This is a genomic window from Hydrogenophaga crocea (assembly GCF_011388215.1).
Taxonomy (GTDB): Bacteria; Pseudomonadota; Gammaproteobacteria; order Burkholderiales; family Burkholderiaceae_C; genus Hydrogenophaga; species Hydrogenophaga crocea.
In genome coordinates this window covers 4,096,501-4,114,221 of sequence record NZ_CP049989.1, presented here as the reverse complement: position 1 = coordinate 4,114,221, position 17,721 = coordinate 4,096,501, and the positions used below count along the sequence as shown (strand labels likewise).

The 17,721-nt window shown below is 71.7% G+C and carries 19 protein-coding genes; 10 read left to right on the top strand and 9 right to left on the bottom strand.

Features of this window, described 5'->3' with window-relative positions; translation table 11 throughout:
* The first annotated feature begins 84 nt into the window (after positions 1-84).
* Both G9Q37_RS19550 and G9Q37_RS19545 read left to right on the top strand, forming a co-directional pair.
* Positions 85-546, top strand: a complete 462-nt coding sequence (locus G9Q37_RS19550) for a type III secretion system chaperone (RefSeq protein ID WP_166229923.1) — start codon at positions 85-87, stop codon at positions 544-546.
* A 44-nt stretch (positions 547-590) separates the two neighbouring features.
* Complete coding sequence (locus tag G9Q37_RS19545; RefSeq protein ID WP_166229921.1) at positions 591-1,937, top strand: hypothetical protein; 1,347 nt, start codon at positions 591-593, stop codon at positions 1,935-1,937.
* On the opposite strand, the gene G9Q37_RS19540 is transcribed toward G9Q37_RS19545, so the two are convergent.
* Both G9Q37_RS19540 and G9Q37_RS19535 read right to left on the bottom strand, forming a co-directional pair.
* Entirely contained in the window at positions 1,938-2,132 is a 195-nt protein-coding gene (locus G9Q37_RS19540) for a DUF2905 domain-containing protein (RefSeq protein ID WP_166229919.1), read from the bottom strand. It abuts the gene before it with no gap.
* 10 nt (positions 2,133-2,142) lie between these two features.
* The gene (locus G9Q37_RS19535; protein ID WP_166229917.1) at positions 2,143-3,276 is read right to left on the bottom strand and encodes a class I SAM-dependent methyltransferase; all 1,134 of its coding nucleotides are present in this window, start codon (positions 3,274-3,276) and stop codon (positions 2,143-2,145) included.
* Positions 3,277-3,284: 8 nt separating this feature from the next.
* Between G9Q37_RS19535 and G9Q37_RS19530 the strand changes: the two genes are divergently transcribed.
* From G9Q37_RS19530 to G9Q37_RS19515, 4 genes are read left to right on the top strand one after another with little or no spacing between them, the layout of a single operon-like run.
* Complete coding sequence (locus G9Q37_RS19530) at positions 3,285-4,088, top strand: SDR family oxidoreductase (RefSeq protein ID WP_166229915.1); 804 nt, start codon at positions 3,285-3,287, stop codon at positions 4,086-4,088.
* Positions 4,089-4,095: 7 nt separating this feature from the next.
* Positions 4,096-4,470, top strand: coding sequence for a dihydroneopterin aldolase (locus G9Q37_RS19525; RefSeq protein ID WP_166229913.1), 375 nt, complete (start codon positions 4,096-4,098; stop codon positions 4,468-4,470).
* Positions 4,471-4,489: 19 nt separating this feature from the next.
* Positions 4,490-5,413: a tRNA 2-thiocytidine(32) synthetase TtcA gene (gene ttcA / locus G9Q37_RS19520; RefSeq protein WP_166229911.1), complete on the top strand. Its 924-nt coding sequence runs from the start codon at positions 4,490-4,492 to the stop codon at positions 5,411-5,413.
* Positions 5,414-5,435: 22 nt separating this feature from the next.
* Positions 5,436-6,098 (top strand): DUF4136 domain-containing protein, encoded by a 663-nt coding sequence (locus tag G9Q37_RS19515; protein WP_166229909.1) that lies wholly within the window; start codon positions 5,436-5,438, stop codon positions 6,096-6,098.
* On the opposite strand, the gene G9Q37_RS19510 is transcribed toward G9Q37_RS19515, so the two are convergent.
* A complete protein-coding gene (locus G9Q37_RS19510) occupies positions 6,099-8,462 on the bottom strand; it encodes a hybrid sensor histidine kinase/response regulator (RefSeq protein ID WP_166229907.1) in 2,364 nt (787 codons plus the stop codon).
* Positions 8,463-8,523: 61 nt separating this feature from the next.
* On the opposite strand from G9Q37_RS19510, the gene G9Q37_RS19505 reads away from it, so the two are divergent.
* Positions 8,524-9,174 carry a histidine phosphatase family protein gene (locus tag G9Q37_RS19505; protein ID WP_205710680.1) on the top strand — a complete coding sequence of 217 codons (651 nt, stop codon included), beginning with the start codon at positions 8,524-8,526 and terminating at the stop codon, positions 9,172-9,174.
* Complete coding sequence (locus tag G9Q37_RS19500; RefSeq protein WP_166229905.1) at positions 9,158-10,303, top strand: DSD1 family PLP-dependent enzyme; 1,146 nt, start codon at positions 9,158-9,160, stop codon at positions 10,301-10,303. The genes G9Q37_RS19505 and G9Q37_RS19500 overlap by 17 nt, the downstream gene beginning before the upstream one ends.
* 1 nt (position 10,304) lies before the next feature.
* On the opposite strand, the gene G9Q37_RS19495 is transcribed toward G9Q37_RS19500, so the two are convergent.
* The 3 genes from G9Q37_RS19495 to ruvA are packed head-to-tail and all read right to left on the bottom strand — an operon-like array spanning position 10,305 to position 13,012.
* Positions 10,305-11,357 (bottom strand): SPOR domain-containing protein, encoded by a 1,053-nt coding sequence (locus tag G9Q37_RS19495; protein WP_166229903.1) that lies wholly within the window; start codon positions 11,355-11,357, stop codon positions 10,305-10,307.
* A 7-nt stretch (positions 11,358-11,364) separates the two neighbouring features.
* Complete coding sequence (ruvB, locus tag G9Q37_RS19490; RefSeq protein WP_166229901.1) at positions 11,365-12,423, bottom strand: Holliday junction branch migration DNA helicase RuvB; 1,059 nt, start codon at positions 12,421-12,423, stop codon at positions 11,365-11,367.
* Between the two features lie 13 nt (positions 12,424-12,436).
* Positions 12,437-13,012: a Holliday junction branch migration protein RuvA gene (gene ruvA / locus G9Q37_RS19485; RefSeq protein WP_166229899.1), complete on the bottom strand. Its 576-nt coding sequence runs from the start codon at positions 13,010-13,012 to the stop codon at positions 12,437-12,439.
* 33 nt (positions 13,013-13,045) lie between these two features.
* Between ruvA and G9Q37_RS19480 the strand changes: the two genes are divergently transcribed.
* A complete protein-coding gene (locus tag G9Q37_RS19480) occupies positions 13,046-14,026 on the top strand; it encodes a PhoH family protein (RefSeq protein WP_166229897.1) in 981 nt (326 codons plus the stop codon).
* A gap of 31 nt (positions 14,027-14,057) precedes the next feature.
* Complete coding sequence (gene ybeY / locus G9Q37_RS19475) at positions 14,058-14,525, top strand: rRNA maturation RNase YbeY (protein WP_166229895.1); 468 nt, start codon at positions 14,058-14,060, stop codon at positions 14,523-14,525.
* A gap of 15 nt (positions 14,526-14,540) precedes the next feature.
* On the opposite strand, the gene G9Q37_RS19470 is transcribed toward ybeY, so the two are convergent.
* Genes G9Q37_RS19470 through G9Q37_RS19460 form a run of 3 tightly spaced genes read right to left on the bottom strand, consistent with a single transcriptional unit; the run spans position 14,541 to position 17,721 of the window.
* A complete protein-coding gene (locus tag G9Q37_RS19470; RefSeq protein ID WP_166229893.1) occupies positions 14,541-16,337 on the bottom strand; it encodes a DUF4153 domain-containing protein in 1,797 nt (598 codons plus the stop codon).
* 2 nt (positions 16,338-16,339) lie between these two features.
* Positions 16,340-16,783: a D-aminoacyl-tRNA deacylase gene (gene dtd / locus G9Q37_RS19465; protein ID WP_166229891.1), complete on the bottom strand. Its 444-nt coding sequence runs from the start codon at positions 16,781-16,783 to the stop codon at positions 16,340-16,342.
* On the bottom strand, positions 16,780-17,721 hold the full coding sequence (locus G9Q37_RS19460; protein WP_476702846.1) for a cation diffusion facilitator family transporter: 942 nt from the start codon (positions 17,719-17,721) through the stop codon (positions 16,780-16,782). The genes dtd and G9Q37_RS19460 overlap by 4 nt, the downstream gene beginning before the upstream one ends.

The following is a 17,721-nucleotide window of genomic DNA, read 5'->3' as shown; positions in this document are numbered from 1 at the left end:
TAAACCCGGCGACCTAGGCTCCGGCCAGGGCGGAACCCCGGGTTTGGGCAGGCCACTGAAAAGCCTCACCGAAGGATCTCCGCCATGACCGAACTCGAGCACATCGACCACCTGATCGCGACCATCGTTGACGCATCCGACCATGTGTTGGGCTTTGTGCGCGAAGACCAGGAGCCCTGCTGGACCCTGCTGTTCGCCGACGAGCTCTGGGTCGAGGTCGAGGTCCGCGACGACGGGCTGGTGTCGGTCGGCGCCTCGATCGGCGAAGCGCCCCAGGGGCTGGCCTCGCAGAAGATGAACGAACTGCTGCTGCAGTACACCGGCCTGTCGGCCGACACCGCCGCGAGCCTCACGCCCGATGGCGTGCTGCGCCTGCGCCAGCTGCTGGCACCGGCGTCGCTCGACGCCGAGCCCCTCAGAACCCGCCTCGAAGGCTTCGCCGCCAAGGCGCAGGTGTGGCGCGAACTGCTGCGCACGCCACCGCAAGCACCGCCCGATACCGCCACCGGGCGCCCGACGGCTTACTTGCTCGGCATGCGCGGCTGATGCCCGCTCCCATCCCTTCGATTTCCCCACTTCATTGCTGCCCCATGTTCTCCAACAAAGTCGGAATCAAGATCGAGCCCAACACGCGCCTGGGCGCGGTCGCCACGGCGTTCGACGGCAAACGCAGCGCTCACGCGCTCCTGCGGTACAAGGACGGCGTGCTGTACACCAAGCCGCTGTCCAAGACGGCATTCCTCGCGGCCCTGGGGCACAAGCCGTCGCGCGAGAAGCTCCGAGAGCAATCGGACGCGGCCATGAAGCAGCTGGCACGTATGGTCGATGCCCGTTGGGGCGAAGGCGCGGCGGCACGCATCGGCCTCGACAGCTGGGGCCTCCAGGCCGATGGCTCTGTGCGCGTGCTGAGCGGCCACACCATGGCCGATCTGAACATGCACGCCATCGCGGCCGACGCACTGCAGGCGCTGGGATGCATGGAGAACGCGAGCGTGGCCGACCGCGACGCTGCCCTTCAGACCATCAAGGGCTACATGAATGACGCCCTGAGCGTCGACCCCGACATTGGCAAAGCGGCCCGCGCAGGCGCGTTCCGCTTCGCGCTGTTACAGCACTACCAGCGCCTGGCCGAGGGCAGCGATGTGGGTGCGCGCCTGCCCAGGAATCCGGAGCAGCGCGCGCAACAGGACACTCGGGCTTTGTTGGCGTCGGTGCGCTACCCGGACTTGAACGCCGACACCCTGTCGTTGGCGCAAAAGGCCCTCAGCGCCAAGGGCAACTGCGATCCCGAGACGCTGTTCGAGGTCGAATTGCTGGGCAAATTGGCCAAGGCCGACCCGCTGCAAGCCAGGGCTCTGCTGAGACAGGAGCTCGCCACCGAGGTGAAAGGCATCAGCAACGTGGCGACAGCATTCCGCGGCAACTCGGCCATCGCCTTGGTGATGTCGGCACTTGCCCTCTCGGACGAGATGAAAGCGCTGGTCAACCAGATGAGCGCAACCATGGCGCCGAGCGAAATGCGAGAGCACATCGCCGGCCTCGACAAGAAAGATCCGAGCCACAAAAACCAACTCGCCCAACTGGTGCAGGCGCCTTTGACACAGGCGCTGCAGCAAGTGCCGCCCGAGCGCCTGCCGCTGGCCTTCTGCCAGGACGTGCGCCTGGGACTCGAGGTCATCGAACAGGCCGCCCTCCAGCCAGGCATTGACAAGGAGAAGCTCAAGACGGCTTGGTTTGCCAACGCCTTCGCGCTGCGGCTGCTGAGCCCGGTCATTGCCACCCAGGGTCAAGACCCCGCTTCCGGCCACAACGATCCTGCATCGGTGGCCCTGTCGGTGGGCGTTCAGAAACTGGTCAACGACCCCGCGCTCAACGCCGACTACCTGGCCTACATGCAGGCCGTGGCCGCGCGCGGCCACACCGCGGCCGCGGCCTGATCACACCAGGTAGCCGATCAGCGTCGCCACGAAGCTCAGCAGCACGGTGCTCGCAAAGGGCAGGAACCACTCGCGGCCGAAGGCGCGGAAGTGAAGATCGCCCGGCAGCCGGCCCAGGCCGAGCTTGCGCAGCAGCGGCGTGGCCCAACTGATCAGCAGCAGGGCCAGGAAGATCACGATCATCCAGCGGATCACGGCGGACCTTTCAGAGCCGGTGGGTGCGGTCGCCCGCGCTGAAGCCGATCGGCACCCAGCCTGCGCTGCTCGCGCGCGGGGCGAGCGCGATCACCTTGAACAACTCGCCCATCTCGTGCTCGTTCACGAGCTTTTGCATCAGCGCGTTCTCGCGCACCCCGGCCTCGCGCGCCAGGTCGATCAGGCCGGCGTTGATGAGGAAGCGGCCCTGACCGGTGTAGCCGATCACGTCCAAGCCCGCGTCCTGCGCGGCGAGCGCGATGCCGGTGAAGTTCACGTGCGCGGTGATGTCCTTCTCACCCGGGTCGCCGAGCACGTCGTCGTCGCGGCGGTGGGCACGGTGCGCCACCAGCGTGCCCATGGCGCGCTGCGGGTGGTAGTACTCGGCCTCGGGAAAGCCGTAGTCGAACAGAAAGGCCGCGCCGCGCGCGAGCCGGTCGGCCAGGGTGCGCACGAAGGCTTCGGCCTGCGGGTGGATCTCGGTGAGGTAGTCGTGCGCGCCGGGCACCTCGATCGGGGGTCGCAAGTCGGTGGGCCGGTCGGCCCAGGCCAGGCGCTCGCCGTCCAGCGCCACGCCGCGCTCGAACCACTGGCCGCCCACGCGCGCGAGCAGGGTCACGGGCATGGCGTCGAGCACCTCGTTGCCCACCGCCACGCCCTCGAAGCGCTCGGGCAGCGCATCCACCCACTGCACCCGATCGGCGTGCGCGGCCAGTGTGGCGCGCTGGCGTTCGCGCAGCACGCCCGAGAGGTCGACGATGCGGTAGCGCGCGGGCGGGCGGCCGCGCTCGGCCAGGCCTTCGATGAGCTGCAAGGCCAGCGCGCCGCTGCCGGCGCCGAACTCCCAGACCTCGTCGGTGCCGGTGGCGTCGAGCGCCTGCGCCACTTGGCGCGCGAGCGTGCGGCCGAACAGCGGCGTGAGCTCGGGCGCGGTCACGAAATCGCTGCCCTGCTGCGGCCCGTGGCCGAATTTGCGGCTGGGGTTGGCGTAGTAGCCCAGGCCGGGCTCGTAGAGCGCCAGCGCCATGTAGCGCTCGAACGGCAGCCAGCCGCCCGCGGCGCGAATGGCCGCGGCGATGCGCGCCCGCAGGGCGCTGGCTACACTCTCGGCCTCGTTCACGGGTGCGGTGTTCACGCGCCGCATTGTCCCCGATGGCCCCCACCCCACCCGCTTCCACCCCCGATTCGCCCCGCACCGCGCTGGTCACCGGCGCGGGCAAACGCCTGGGCCGCGAGATCGCCCTCACGCTCGCGCGCGCGGGCTGGAACGTCGCCATCCACCACCGGCATTCGGTGGACGAGGCGCGCCAGACCGCGGCCGACTGCGAGGCCGCCAGCGGTCGCGCCGGCAGCGCCCACACCTTCTTCGCCGACCTCGCCGACGAGCGCAGCGTGCGCGCCCTGCTGCCGGCCGTGGTGCAGCGCTTCGGCGCGGTCGACGCGGTGGTCAACAGCGCCTCGACCTTCGAGCACGACAGCGCGCGCAGCTTCGACTACGGCGCGATGGAAATGCACCTGCGCGCCAACACCGGCGCCGCGGTGGTGCTGGCCCAGGCCTTGCACGAACACCTGAGCGAACGCGGCACGCCCAACGGCCACGGGGCGGTGGTGAACCTGCTCGACCAGAAGCTCTGGAACATGAACCCGGACTTCTTCAGCTACACGCTGTCCAAGGCCGCGCTCGAGGCCGCGACCACCATGCTGGCGCTGGCGCTGGCGCCGCGCGTGCGCGTGGTCGGCGTGGCGCCCGGGCTCACGCTCACCAGCCACCTGCTCAGCGACGACAAGTTCGCCGAGCTGCATAAGCAGTCGCCGCTGGGCCGCTCGTCCACCGCGGCCGACGTGGCCGCGGCCGTGGCCTTCGTGCTGGCCAACGGGTCCATCACCGGCACCTCGCTGCTGGTCGACGGCGGCCAGCACCTGATGCGCTTCGAGCGCGACTTCTCCCTGATGTGAGGGCCCCATGATCCCCACCGTCGCCGGCAACCAGACCCTCACGCTCAGCGGCTTGCGCTTCGATGCCAACCTGGGCATCCTCGACCACGAAAAGCACGCGCCGCAGCCGATCCGCGTGGACGCCGAGCTCAACCAGGGCACGCAGCCGCTGCTGCCCAAGGACGACGACATCTCGCACGTGCTCGACTACCGCAAGGTGCGCCAGATCATCATCGACGAGTGCACCGCCGAGCACGTGAACCTGCTCGAGAGCCTGATCGGCAAGCTCACGCGCCGGCTCATGCAGTTGCCGGGCGTGATCGGTGTGCGCGTGAAGATCGCCAAGCTCGAGATCTTCGACGACTGCGAGGTCGCGATCCGCATGGAAAGCGGCCAGTGGTGAGGCCCTGAAAGGCACGAACATGAACATCGAACTCGAAAACCACAAGCTCGAGAAACGCCTGTGCCGCGAGGTCGGCCGCGCCATCGTCGACCACAACATGATCGAGCAGGGCGACCGCGTGATGGTCTGCCTCTCGGGTGGCAAGGACAGCTACGGCATGCTCGACATCCTGCTCAAGCTGCAGGCGCGCGCACCGGTCGATTTCGAGCTCATCGCGGTCAACCTCGACCAGAAGCAGCCGGGCTTTCCCGAGCACGTGCTGCCCGAGTACCTCACCCAGCTCGGCGTGAAGTTCCACATCGAGAACCAGGACACCTACTCGATCGTCAAGCGCGTGATCCCCGAGGGCAAGACGCTGTGCAGCCTGTGCAGCCGGCTGCGCCGCGGCATCCTCTACCGCGTGGCCGGCGAACTCGGCGCCACCAAGATCGCGCTCGGCCACCACCGCGACGACATCCTGCAGACGCTGCTGCTCAACATGTTCTTCGGCGCCAAGCTCAAGGGCATGCCGCCCAAGCTGGTGAGCGACGACGGCAAGAACGTGGTGATCCGCCCCATGGCCTACGTGCCCGAGAAAGACCTGGCGCGCTGGGCCGAGGTGCGGCAGTTCCCCATCATCCCGTGCACGCTGTGCGGCAGCCAGGAGAACCTGCAGCGCAAGCAGGTGGGCAACCTGCTGCGCGAGTGGGACGCGAAGTACCCGGGCCGCATCGAGAACATGTTCAACGCGCTGCAGAACGTGGTGCCCAGCCACCTCATGGACCGCACGCTGTTTCCGTTTGAAACCCTGCGCGCCACGGGCCAGCCCGATGATGCCGGCGACAAGGCCTTCGACGAAGAGCCCTGCGCCCCACCCCCATCCGCGCCCACGGCCACGGGCTGGGACGCCGACGGGAACCCGTCCGGCGCGCGCACGGTCATACCCATCGCCGCCGGCGGCTGAGCCGGCCCCTCGCGGAGCCTGCATGAACACCGCCTTTCTGCGCCTCGCCGTTCCCGCCCTCGCCGCGCTGCTGCTCTCGGGCTGCGCCTCGGTCTTCCTGGTCGACAACCAGGTGCAGAGTTTTCCGCGCTGGCAGGACCGCGCCCCCAACGCCGGCGTGCCCGCGGCGCCCCAGGTCTACCGCTTCGAGCGCCTGCCCTCGCAACAGGAAGCGAACGCGCGCGGCCAGGACGAACTCGAGCGTTATGCCGAGGCCTCGCTCGCCAAGCTCGGCTGGACCCGCGCGGCGCCCGGCGTGTCGGCGCCCTGGGCGGTGCAGGTGAGCGCGAGCGTGGTGCGCCTGCCCCACGCACCCTGGGAAAGCCCCTGGGACCGCTGGGGGCCCTACGGCTACTACGGCTCGCCCTTCGCGCTGCCGGGCCGCGACTACGTGGTCACGGGCAGCGGCCAGGTGATCTTCTTCCCGCCCGTGCCGCGCTTCGAGACGCCCTATTACCAGCGCAGCGTCTCGCTCGTGATCCGCGACGCCGCGAGCAACCGCGTGGTCTACGAAACGCGCGGCGCGCACGACGGCCGCTGGAACAGCACGCCCGCGCTCTGGACCGCGATGCTCGACGCCGCGCTGCAGGGTTTTCCCACGCCGCCGGCCGGCGTGCGCCAGGTCAACATCGAGGTGCCGCGCTGATCAGGCGCCGGCGGGCTCGAGCAGCCCGCGGATCGCGGCGCCCAGCGCGTCCATGCTGTCCTGCTTGGCCATGACCTCGGTGATGCCGATGGCCGCGGCCTCGGCGATCAGCGCGTCGCTCACGTGGCCCGACACCACCGCCATGCGCAGCGCGGGGCGCAGCCGGCGCAGTTCGCGCGCCGCCTCGATGCCCGAGAGCCCGGGCATGTTCTGGTCGGTCACGAGCAGGTCCACGGGTTCGTCGGGGTGTTGGGCGAACCAGTCGATCGCCGCCTGCCCGGACTCGAAGGTGGTCACGCGGTAGCCCTGCTTGCGCAGCAGCCGGTTGACCAGGAACACCAGGGCCTCGTAGTCGTCCACGTAGACCACGTGCAGGCCGGCGCGCACCGGCTCGAGCGGCGCCGCCGCGGGCGCGATGGCGTCCTCCTGCGGCGCGACATCGGCCGCGGCGAGCGGCAGGTAGACGTCGAAACGCGCCCCCGCGCCCGGCCGGCTCACGAGCCCGATCGCGCCGCGGTGCGCCTTGACGATGCCGTGCACCACGGCCAGGCCCAGGCCGGTCCCCGTGCCCGGGGCCTTGGTGGTGAAGAAGGGCTCGAACACGCGGCGCTGCGTGGCTTCATCCATGCCCGGGCCGTTGTCGGCCACGCTCAGCCGCGCGTACGCGCCGGGCTCGATGGCGCCAAGCTGCAGCGCGTGGCCCGCATCCAGCGTCACGGCTTCGAGCGTCACCGTGACCTCGCCGGCCCGGCCTTCGAAAGCCTGCCAGGCATTGGTGCACAGGTTCATGAGCACCTGCTGCATCTGCGTGCCGTCGACCAGCACGGGCAAGGCTTGCTCGGACAGCCGCGTGGTCAGCCGCACGCCCGCGGGCAGCAGCGAGCGCATGAGGCGCAGCGCCTCGTCCACCAGCGGCAGCAGCGGCTGGCGCTCCATCACCTGCGTGCCGCGCCGGCTGAAGGTGAGGATCTGCTGCACCAGCTGGCGCGCGCGGATCGCCGCGCGGTTGATCTCGGCCAGGCTTTCCTGGGCCGGGTGGTCGGGGCCCACGTCTTCGCGCGCCAGCACCAGGTTGCCGAGGATGGCCGCGAGCAGGTTGTTGAAGTCGTGCGCCACGCCGCCGGCCAGGGTGCCGATGGCTTCCATCTTCTGGCTCTCGCGCAGCTGCGCCTCGAGCGCGTGGCGCTGCTCCTCGGCCTGCTTCATCTCGGTGATGTCGGTGTGCGTGCCCACCATGCGCAGCGGCCGGCCCTGCTCGTCGCGCGCGATCACCATGCCGCGCGTGAGCACCCAGACCCAGCGCCCGTCTTTGGCCTGCACGCGGTGTTCGTTGCGGTACACGCGCGAGCGGCCCTCGAAGTGGGCGATGCGCGCGAGGCTCATGCCCACCACGTCGTCGGGGTGGGTGCGGGCGTCGAGCGCCACCGCTTCGCCGCGCAGTTCTTCGCGCGTGTAGCCATACAGCGCGAGCATGCTGTCCGAAAGGTATTCCTCGCCGGTCACGAGGTTCCAGTCCCACACGCCCTCGCCCGCGCTTTCCAGCGCCAGCTTCCAGAGCGCCTCGTTTTCGTGCAGGGCGTCTTCGGCGCGCTTGCGTTCGGTGATGTCGAGCAGCACGCCCACGCGGTGCACGCCTTCGCTGTCGCGCCGCACCTCGATCGAGCGGTTGTGCACCCACTTGACACGGCCGTCGGCGAGGCGGATGCGGAACTCGCCCGAGAGCACCAGCGCCTGCTCGAGCAGCGCCTGGGTCTCGACCTGCAGCCGGGGGGCATCGTCGGGGTGCAGCATGCGCGCGATCAGCGTCGCGTCGCGCATCACGTCTTCGGGCTCCACGCCATACAGCTCGCGCACGCCGGAGCTCACGAAGCGGTAGCTGCGCGAGCCGTCGTGGTGCACCACGAGCGAGAACAGCATGCCGGGGATCTGGTCGGCCAGCGCCCGCATGCGCTCCTGCTGCTCGTCGATGGCCTGCTGCTGGGCCATCTGGGCGCTGATGTCTTCGACCGTGCCTTCGTAGAACAGCACCTGGCCGCTGGCGTCGCGCACCACGTGGGCGTTTTCGCGCACCCACATGCGCTCGCCGACGTGGCGGCTGCGGACCTCGGACACGAAGCCGCGCACCGCGCCATCGCGCGCCAGCAGCGCGCGGAATTCGGCGCGGCGCTGCGGGTCGGCGTACCAGCCGTCAGGGTCGGCGCGCGCGTGGGCCAGCAGCTCGTCGACGTCGCGAAAGCCGTTGATGCGCGCCAGTTGCGCGTTGGCGTGGATCATCTGCCCGTCGGCGGAGCTGCGGTAAGCACCGATCGGCAGGAAGTGGAACAGCGTGGTGAAGTCGGCGCCCGGTGCGCTCGGCGAATCCATGCGGCCCATTGTCTCGCAAGGCCCGGTACATTTCATCGGTCTTTCCACGCCCCCCAACGCTTTGCAAGCCACACGAATCCTGGCCGTGCGCCACGGTGAAACCGCCTGGAACCGCGACACCCGCATCCAGGGCCACACCGACATCGACCTCAACGAACACGGCCGCTGGCAGGCCGCGCGGCTGGGCCAGGCCCTGCGCGACGAGCCCATCGCCGCCGTCTACAGCAGCGATCTCAAACGCGCGCGCGACACCGCGCAGGCCGTGGCCGAGCGCCATGGCCTGCCGATCCACACCCACATCGGACTGCGCGAGCGCGGCTTCGGCCGCTTCGAAGGCCACACCTGGGACGAGCTGGCCCTGCGCTACCCCACCGAGACCCTGGCCTGGCGCAAGCGCATGCCCGATTTCGCGCCCCCGGGCGGCGAAACCCTGGTGCAGCTGCGCGAGCGCGTGGTCGCCGCCGTCGAGGAACTCGCGCAGCAGCACCTGGGCGAGCAGATCCTGCTGGTGGCGCACGGCGGCGTGCTCGACGTGATCTACCGCGCCGCCACGCGCCTGGAGCTGCAGGCGCCGCGCACCTGGCAGCTCGCCAATGCCGGCGTGAACCGCCTGCTCTGGTCGCCCGAAGGCCTGAGCCTGGTGGGCTGGGGCGACGTGAGCCACCTGCAGGTGGGCGACGACGAGGACGTGCTCGATGAACGCAGCGCCTGACCGCTTTTCGCACCTGGTCGGCCAGCCCGTGGCCGCGATCGACACGCCCGCGCTGGTGCTCGACCTCGACGCCATGGACCGCAACCTGCACCGCATGGCAGACTTCTGCCGCGCGCGCGGCCTGCGGCTGCGCCCGCACGCCAAGATGCACAAGTGCGCCGAGCTCGCCAGGCTGCAGATGGCGCACGGCGCGGTGGGCGTGTGCGTGCAGAAGATCGGCGAGGCGCTGGCGCTGGCCGCGCAGGGCGTGAGCGACATCTACGTGAGCAACGAGGTGGTGGACGAGGCCAAGCTCGCGCGCCTCGCCGCCGCGGTGCGCGCGGGCGGCACGCGCTTCGGCCTCGCGGTCGACAGCGCGCTCGGCGTGCAGCGCCTGGCCGACGCGCTCGCGCACGCGGGCGTGACCGCGGCCGCAGCGATCGACGTGTATGTGGAGATCGACGTCGGCCACGGCCGCTGCGGCGCGGCCCCGGGCGAGCCCGCGCTGGCGCTGGCGCGCGCGGTGGCGGCCCACCCGGTGCTGCGCTTCGCGGGCCTGCAGGCCTACCACGGCACGGCCCAGCACCAGCGCTCGGGCGCCGAGCGCCGCGCCAGCATCGCGCGCGCCGCCGAGGCGGTGGCGCTCACCCGCGGCCTGCTCGAGGCCTCGGGCATTGCGGTGCCACTGGTCACGGGTGCCGGCACCGGCACCTTCGTGCACGAGACCGCGAGCGGCCAATGGGGCGAGCTGCAGGCCGGCTCCTACCTGTTCATGGACGCCGACTACGCGGCCAACGCGGCCGACGCCGACGCGCCGGCCTTCGAGCACGCGCTGTTCGTGAAAGCCCAGGTGATGAGCCGGCCCGAAGGCCGCGCGGTGATCGACGCCGGCCACAAGAGCCACGCCATCGACAGCGGCCTGCCGCGCGTGTGGTGGCCCGAGGGCCTGGACTTCGCCAACGGCGGCGACGAGCACGGCGTGCTGCGTGGCGCGCACCTGCCCGCGCTGGGCGACACCGTGTGGCTGGTGCCCGGCCACTGCGACCCCACGGTGAACCTGCACGACGTGCTGGTGGGCGTGCGTGGCGGCCTGAGCGCCGGCCACGTGGAGCGGCTGTTGCGCGTGGACGCGCGCGGCGCGCTGGGCTAGGTCAGCGCGGGCCGTAGGGGCGCGCCTCGAGCCCGAGGTTGCGCACGGTCTCGGCCGCGGCCGCGGCCTCTTCGGCGGATTCGAGCGGGCCCACGCGCACGCGCGTGAGCGTGCCGCGCGCCGACTCCAGCGGATCGCTCACCACCGGCAGGCCCGCGTCGCGCAGCCGCTTGGCCACGCGCTCGGCATTGGCCGGGTCGGCAAAGATGCCCACGGACACGCCATGGCCGCCCAGGCGCGGACGCAGCGCGGCGTTGTTGTCGGGTGCGGGTGCGGCCACGGTCACGGGTGCAGGTGCAGGTGCGGGTGTAGGCACGGCCGGGGCCGGCACAGGCTCCGGTGCGGGAGCCGCCGGTGGCTCTGCCGGCGGCGGTGACGGCGGCACAGACGGCTCGGGCGCATGCGCCGGCGCGGGCGCGGGCGGCGGCTCAGCAGGCGGCGCGGCTGGGGGCGCCGGCACCGCCTCGCCCACGAGCGGTTCGGGCCGGGGCGGCGGCGAATCGCCCCAGGGGGGCCCGCCCATGCGCCAGGCCAGCAGCGCCGCGATCTCGAGCAGCACCACCAGCACCCAGGCCTTGTGCGCCAGCGCGGGCCGCGCGAGCCGGTCGCAGGCCTCCTGCACGGTCTTGGCCTCGCGCACCGCGTCGGTCATGCGCTGGCGCACCGCGGCGTGCAGCCAGGCGTCGCCCCACCAGCCGGGCGCGGCCACGGCCACCACGGCGATGGCCGCGAGCAGGCCCCAGCGCACGCCCGCGGGCCAGGGCCCGGTGTTGGCCTGCAGCCACCACCAGGCCCCGAGGGCCAGGGCCAGCAAGGCCATGTGCAGCAGGGCCGCGCGCCAGAGCCGGCGGTACAGCAGCCAGTGCCAGCCCAGCCAGCCCGCCGCGTGGTTCCAGTGGGGACGCGCCACGCCGAGCTCGTCGAAGCGCGCGAAGGCCGGCAGGTAGTGCCCCAGCGCCCGCGGGCCCAGCGCCGCGCGGTACAGCGACTCCGTGGCGCTGGCCGGCTGTGCCTGTGACAGCGCCCTCGGGTCGGCGGGAGGCGTGTCGCTCATGGCGGTGTCAGCCGGCCTCGGAGAACAGCCCGCCCTCGCCTTGGGGCGGCACCACGCCCAGGTGGCGGTAGGCCGCGAGCGTGGCGGTGCGCCCGCGCGGCGTGCGCTGCAGGTAGCCCTGCTGGATCAGGTAGGGCTCGATCACGTCCTCGATGGTGTCGCGCTCTTCGCCGATGCTCGCGGCGATGTTGTCCAGGCCCACGGGGCCGCCGTCGAAGCGGTGGATCACGGCCTCGAGCAGCTTGCGGTCCATCAGGTCGAAGCCCTGGGGATCGACGTCGAGCATGGCGAGCGCGCGCTCGGCGATGTCCTTCGAGATGTGGCCGCCGCCCTTGACGTCGGCGTAGTCGCGCACGCGGCGCAGCAGGCGGTTGGCGATGCGCGGCGTGCCGCGCGAGCGGCGCGCGATCTCGAACGCGCCTTCGGTGTCGATGGGCGCGTTGAGCAGGCCCGCGCTGCGGCGCACGATGCGCGCGAGCTCGTCGGCCGTGTAGAACTCCAGCCGCGCCACGATGCCGAAGCGGTCGCGCAGCGGGTTGGTGAGCATGCCCGCGCGCGTGGTCGCACCCACCAGGGTGAAGGGCTGCAGGTCGAGCTTGATGCTGCGCGCCGCCGGGCCCTCGCCGATCATGATGTCGATCTGGTAGTCCTCGAGCGCGGGATAGAGGATTTCCTCGACCACCGGCGAGAGCCGGTGGATCTCGTCGATGAAGAGCACGTCGTTGGGCTCGAGGTTGGTGAGCAGGGCCGCCAGGTCCTTGGGCTTTTCGAGCACCGGGCCGCTGGTCTGGCGCAGGTTCACGCCGAGCTCCTGCGCAATGATGTGCGACAGCGTGGTCTTGCCCAGGCCGGGCGGGCCGAACAGCAGCACGTGGTCGAGCGCCTCGGCGCGCTTCTTCGCGGCGCCGATGAAGATCTCAAGCTGCTCGCGAACCTTCATCTGGCCCACGTACTCGTCGAGCAGCTTGGGGCGCAGCGCGCGCTCGATCGCCTCTTCCTTGGGCGACACGCTCACCGGCGAGATGACGCGCGGCGACGGGGCGAAATCGTCGGTCTGGATGCTCATTTGCCTGGCGAGCTTACTTGGCGAGCGCCTTGAGCGCGAGCTTGATGCCGTCGGTGACGCCGACGTCGGCCGGCAGCGCCTTGAGCGCGGCGGCCGCGTCTTTTTCGCTGTAGCCCAGGGCCATCAGCGCCTGCTGGATATCGGTCTGCGCGTCGCTGCGCGTGGCGCCCGCGGGCAGACCCAGGTCGACGCCGATCTTGCCCTTGAGCTCGAGCAGCAGCCGCTCGGCGGTCTTCTTGCCGATGCCGGGCACCTTCACGAGCCGGCCCGGCTCCTGTGCGCTCACGGCCTGGGCCAGGTCGTTCACCGACAGGCCCGAGAGCACGGCCAGCGCGGTGCGCGGGCCCACGCCGCTGATCTTGATGAGTTGCCGGAAGGCGTCGCGCTCGCCCGCGGTGGCGAAGCCGTAGAGGATCTGCGCGTCCTCGCGCACCACGAAGTGCGTCAGCAGGGACAGCTTCTCGCCGCTGGCGGGCAGGTGGTAGAAGGTGCTCATGGGCACGTCCACCTCGTAGCCCACGCCGTGGCAATCGAGCAGGATCTGGGGCGGGTTCTTCTCCAGCAGCGTGCCGGTCAACTTGCCTATCATCGGAGTCCTTTTGACGCTCCACGGATTATCGGCTTGATTCTCAGACACACCTTCAGCCCGCCGGACAACACCCGCATGGCGCACCTGTGCGGCCCGCTCGACGCCCACATCCGCGCGATCGAAGCCGCGCTGCAGGTGAAGGTGGCGCACCGCTTCGAGCAATTCCGCATCGAAGGCCCCAAGGCCCGGGCGCAGCAGGCGCTCGAGGTGATCCAGGCGCTCTACGAAATGGCGCGCGGCCCGATCCCGCCCGAGCAGGTGCAGCTCATGCTCAGCGGCGACACCGCGCTGACCGAACCCGGCGAGGGCGCGCTGGCCATGCAGACGCGCCGCGGCGAGGTGCGCGGGCGCACGCCCAACCAGGCGCGCTACCTCGAGAACATGGCCCAGCACGACATCACCTTCGGCATCGGCCCGGCCGGCACCGGAAAGACCTACCTGGCCGTGGCCTGCGCGGTCGACGCGCTCGAGCGCAGCGCGGTGCAGCGCATCGTGCTCACGCGTCCCGCGGTCGAGGCCGGCGAAAAGCTCGGCTTCCTGCCCGGCGACCTGGGGCAGAAGGTCGACCCCTACCTGCGCCCGCTCTACGACGCGCTCTACGACCTCATGGGCTTCGACAAGGTGCAGAAGGCCTTCGAGCGCCAGCAGATCGAGATCGCGCCGCTGGCCTTCATGCGCGGGCGCACGCTCAACCATGCCTTCGTCATCCTCGACGAGGCGCAGAACACCACGCCCGAGCAGATGAAGATGTTCCTCACGCGCATCGGCTTCGGCAGCAAGGCCGTGGTCACGGGCGACGTGAGCCAGATCGACCTGCCCGCCACGCAGCTCTCGGGCCTGATCGACGCCGAGCGCGTGCTCAAGCGCGTCAACGGCATCGGCTTCAACCGCCTCACCAGCGCCGACGTGGTGCGCCACCCGCTGGTGGCCCGCATCGTCGACGCCTACGAGGCGCGCAGCCCCGCGCGCGAAGACGCCCCCGCGCCGCGCCGCGCGCGCCGCAGCGCCGCCTGACCCCAACGCCCACGACCGCGAGCGCCGCCCCATGGCCCTGCCCGACCTCACCCTGTCCCTGCAGTTCGGCCGCTTCGACGGCGTGGCCGAACACCGCGCCGCGCTGCCGCGCCACTTCGTGCGCCGCTGCATGCGCCATGCGCTCGATGCCGACGCCGAGATCACCGTGCGCATCGTCGACGCCGAAGAAGGCCAGGCGCTCAACCGCGACTACCGCGGCCGCGACTACGCCACCAACGTGCTCACCTTCGACTACGCCACCGAGCCCGTGGTGATGGCCGACCTGGTGCTGTGCGCCCCCGTGGTCGCCGCCGAGGCGAAGCAGCTCGGCAAGCCGCTGGCCGCGCACTACGCGCACCTGCTGGTGCACGGCACCCTGCACGCCCAGGGCTGGGACCACGAAACCAGCGAGGCCGACGCCGACGCCATGGAAGCGCGCGAAACCGCCATCCTCGCGGGCCTGGGCGAACCCGACCCCTACGCCGATCCCCGCGCCTGAGCGGCCTTAGCCGCCTCAGCAGCCGGCGCTGCCGTCCCAGCGTTCGATCGGGAAACGCAGGCCGCCGGCCTCGATGTCGCGGCCCGGCCGGGCACGCAGGCCCACCTGCCCCGCGCGCACCGCGTCGAACAGGCGCTCGCCCGCTTCGCGGCGCTGGCAGCGTTCGTCCACCCCGAGCGCCGGCAACTGCCCGCGCGAGAACCACTCGCCCTGCGGATTCGCCGCCCACAGGCTGCCGCCCACGCCCGGCTCGCGCGACAGCAGCGTGAACACGCCCTCGCCCGCCACCTCGGCCGGCAACCGCCAGACCAGGCAGGTCTCGGGCGTGCAATGCCCCAGGTACTCGCCCCGCACGAGCGCGCCGTAGAGCGCAGGCGGCACCGCGGTGCCGGCGGGCAGCACCGGCAGGGTCTTCACGATCTCGGCCTCGAGCGCCTTGCGCTCGCGCGCGCTGAGCAGCGCGTGGCGCGCCAGTTGCTGGCGCGGCGCGGGCACGCCGCCGAGCGCGGGGTCGTTGGCGGCCAGCGCCTCGAGCGCGCGGCGCCCGAACACGCCGCCCTCGCGTGCGAGGTAGCGCACCAGACCCTCTTCATCCGGCGCGCCGCGGGCCAGGCGCTGCAACTGGTCGCTCACGCTCAGGCGGCGCGGGTCCAGCGCGCCGCCGCCGAGCAGCAACAGCCCGGCCACCACGAAGACCGCGGCCGCCGCGTTGGTGGCGGGCACCAGGCAGCGCTCGCGCCGGCCCGCCCATTCGGCCAGCGCGTTGAGCGCATAGCCCAGCGCGAACACCGCCACCACCAGGGCCACGAACACGCCCCACACGCGGTCCACCGTCCAGCCGTGCTGCGCGATGCGCAGGCCCAGCGCGTACACCGCCACCGCCACCATGGGCAGCAGCACCAGCAGGCCGGTGGACAGCGCGCGGCGCAGCCAGCGCGGGTAACGCGGGGCGTCGAGGCCGCCGCGCGACGCCGCATTCACCAGCAGCACGCACAGCACCGAGAACCACAGCAGCAGAAAGGCCGCGCGGCGCGTCTGCAGCAGCGGCCCGATGCCCTGCACCAGCCAGCTCGCCACGAAGGCCAGGCCCAGCGCGCCCGCGAGCGGGTAGATCCAGCCGCACAGCTGCGTGAGGCGCTCGAACAGGAAGCGCGCGACGCCACGGTGCTTCACCGCGAGCGACACGCCATAGCCGAACACCAGCGCGGTGGCGGGAATCCAGAACGCCGCGTGTTCGATGAGCTGGTGCAGAAAGGGCAGCTTCACGAGCCGGAACAGGCTGGCCGCGCTGAACAGCACGAGCCAGAACAGGCCCGTGACCAGGCCGCCCTGCAAGAGCAGCAGGGTGTTGTGCAGCAGGCCGTCGAACCAGGCCTCGTAGCGCACGCGCGCGCCCTGCGCCACCGCGAGCGCGGGCACGGCCACCAGCAGCGCCAGCGCGAGCAGCAGCAGGGGCGGCAGCGTGTCGTCGGGCGTGAACGGCAGGCGTTCACCATCGAGCAGGCCGAGCCCGCTCACCGTGAGCCCGTGGTACAGGCCGACGGCCAGCGCCAGCGCGCCCGCGCCCAGCGCGATGCCGGCGCGGCGGCGCAGCGGCGCGGCGCTCGACAGGTAGAACGCGAGCGGCGCCAGCGCCATGAACAGCAGCAGCGGCACGAACGCCGCGGGCTGCGTCGCCGGCCACACGGGGGTCGGGGCGGTCGCCGAGGCGTAGAGCGCGCCGGCGAGCAGGGCCTGCAGCGCGCCCACCAGCAGGTGGGCACGGGCTTCGGCATCGCGCGCGGTGGCGGGGGTGGTGGCGGGGGTGTCCATGATCAGGCGCCCATGCGCAGGGGGATGGTCACCGGGCCGTCGTTGACCAGGTGCACCGCCATGTCGGCGCCGAAGCGGCCCGTGGCGACCTCGGGGTGGGCCGCACGCGCCGCGGCCACGAAGGCGTCGTACAGCGCTTCGCCGAGCGCGGGCGGCGCGGCCTGGGTGAAGCCCGGGCGGTTGCCGCCCGAGGTGTCGGCCGCCAGGGTGAACTGGCTCACGATCAGCAGGCCGCCGCCCACGTCCTGCAGGCTGCGGTTCATCTTGCCCGCCGCGTCCGCGAAGATGCGCAGCCTGAGGATCTTCTGGAGCAGCTTCTGCCCCACGGCCTCGGTGTCGGTGGGCTCGGCGCACACCAGCACCAGCAGTCCCGCGCCGATCGCGCCCACGGTTTCGCCCGCGATCTCCACGCGGGCCTGGCTCACACGCTGCAACAGGGCGATCACGCGGCGCCCTCCCCGTCGTCGCCCAGGGCTTGCACCTCCACATCGGTGGGCAGGAGCTGGATGCTCGCGCGCAGGCCGGGCACGGCGGCCATGAGGGCCTGCTCCACCTCGCCGCGCAGCGCCGCGGCGCGCGTGAGCGACCAGCCGCCCGGCACGTGCATGTGCAGGTCGGCGAAGCGGCGCTGGCCGGCCTTGCGCGTGGTGACGTGGTCGAAGCGCAGCACCGACGCCCCGCCGTGGGCGGCCGTGAAGCCTTCGAGCAAGCGGTCGATCGTGCCCTGCAGCTCGGGGTCGAGCGCCTCGTCCATGAGACCTTGCGAGGCCTGCCACACCAGGCGCACGCCTTCGCGCAGGATGTTGAGCGCCACGCCGATGGCGATCACCGGGTCGAGCCAGAGCCAGCCCGTGAGGCCCACGAGCGCGATGCCGCCGATCACGCCCACCGAGGTCCAGACGTCGGTGAACAGGTGGCGTGCGTCGCCCTCGAGCGCCACCGAGCGGTGCACGCGCGAGGCGCGCAGCATGACCCAGGCGAGCAGGCCGTTGAACACCGAGCTGAGCACCGACAGCCACAGGCCCATGCCGATCTGCTCCAGCGGCTGCGGCGCGAGCAGGCGCTGCACCGCGGCCCAGACGATGGCGATCGCCGCGACCCCGATGAGCACGCCCTCGAAGCCCGACGAGAAGTACTCGGCCTTGTGGTGGCCGTAGGGGTGGTCGTCGTCGGCCGGGCGCGCGGCCACGGTCACCATGAGCAGGCCGAAGGTCGCACCGGCCAGGTTGACCAGCGATTCGAGCGCGTCCGACAGCAGACCGACCGAGCCCGTGACCCACCAGGCCGCGGTCTTGAGCGCGATGGTGAGCACGGCCACGCCGACGGAGATCTGCAGCAGGCGGCGCGGGGTGAGGCGTTCGAGCACATGGACCATGGCGCGCAT

Bases quoted from the DNA above. Each gene is read 5' to 3' on its own strand.
- G9Q37_RS19525 (WP_166229913.1), top strand. From the start codon at position 4,096: ATGATCCCCACCGTCGCCGGCAACCAGACCCTCACGCTCAGCGGCTTG.
- ttcA (WP_166229911.1), top strand. From the start codon at position 4,490: ATGAACATCGAACTCGAAAACCACAAGCTCGAGAAACGCCTGTGCCGC.
- G9Q37_RS19500 (WP_166229905.1), top strand. From the start codon at position 9,158: ATGAACGCAGCGCCTGACCGCTTTTCGCACCTGGTCGGCCAGCCCGTG.
- G9Q37_RS19495 (WP_166229903.1), bottom strand. From the start codon at position 11,357: ATGAGCGACACGCCTCCCGCCGACCCGAGGGCGCTGTCACAGGCACAG.
- ruvA (WP_166229899.1), bottom strand. From the start codon at position 13,012: ATGATAGGCAAGTTGACCGGCACGCTGCTGGAGAAGAACCCGCCCCAG.
- ruvB (WP_166229901.1), bottom strand. From the start codon at position 12,423: ATGAGCATCCAGACCGACGATTTCGCCCCGTCGCCGCGCGTCATCTCG.
- G9Q37_RS19550 (WP_166229923.1), top strand. From the start codon at position 85: ATGACCGAACTCGAGCACATCGACCACCTGATCGCGACCATCGTTGAC.
- G9Q37_RS19515 (WP_166229909.1), top strand. From the start codon at position 5,436: ATGAACACCGCCTTTCTGCGCCTCGCCGTTCCCGCCCTCGCCGCGCTG.
- G9Q37_RS19460 (WP_476702846.1), bottom strand. From the start codon at position 17,721: ATGCGCGCCATGGTCCATGTGCTCGAACGCCTCACCCCGCGCCGCCTG.
- G9Q37_RS19510 (WP_166229907.1), bottom strand. From the start codon at position 8,462: ATGGATTCGCCGAGCGCACCGGGCGCCGACTTCACCACGCTGTTCCAC.
- ybeY (WP_166229895.1), top strand. From the start codon at position 14,058: ATGGCCCTGCCCGACCTCACCCTGTCCCTGCAGTTCGGCCGCTTCGAC.
- G9Q37_RS19535 (WP_166229917.1), bottom strand. From the start codon at position 3,276: ATGCGGCGCGTGAACACCGCACCCGTGAACGAGGCCGAGAGTGTAGCC.
- G9Q37_RS19530 (WP_166229915.1), top strand. From the start codon at position 3,285: ATGGCCCCCACCCCACCCGCTTCCACCCCCGATTCGCCCCGCACCGCG.
- G9Q37_RS19545 (WP_166229921.1), top strand. From the start codon at position 591: ATGTTCTCCAACAAAGTCGGAATCAAGATCGAGCCCAACACGCGCCTG.
- G9Q37_RS19470 (WP_166229893.1), bottom strand. From the start codon at position 16,337: ATGGACACCCCCGCCACCACCCCCGCCACCGCGCGCGATGCCGAAGCC.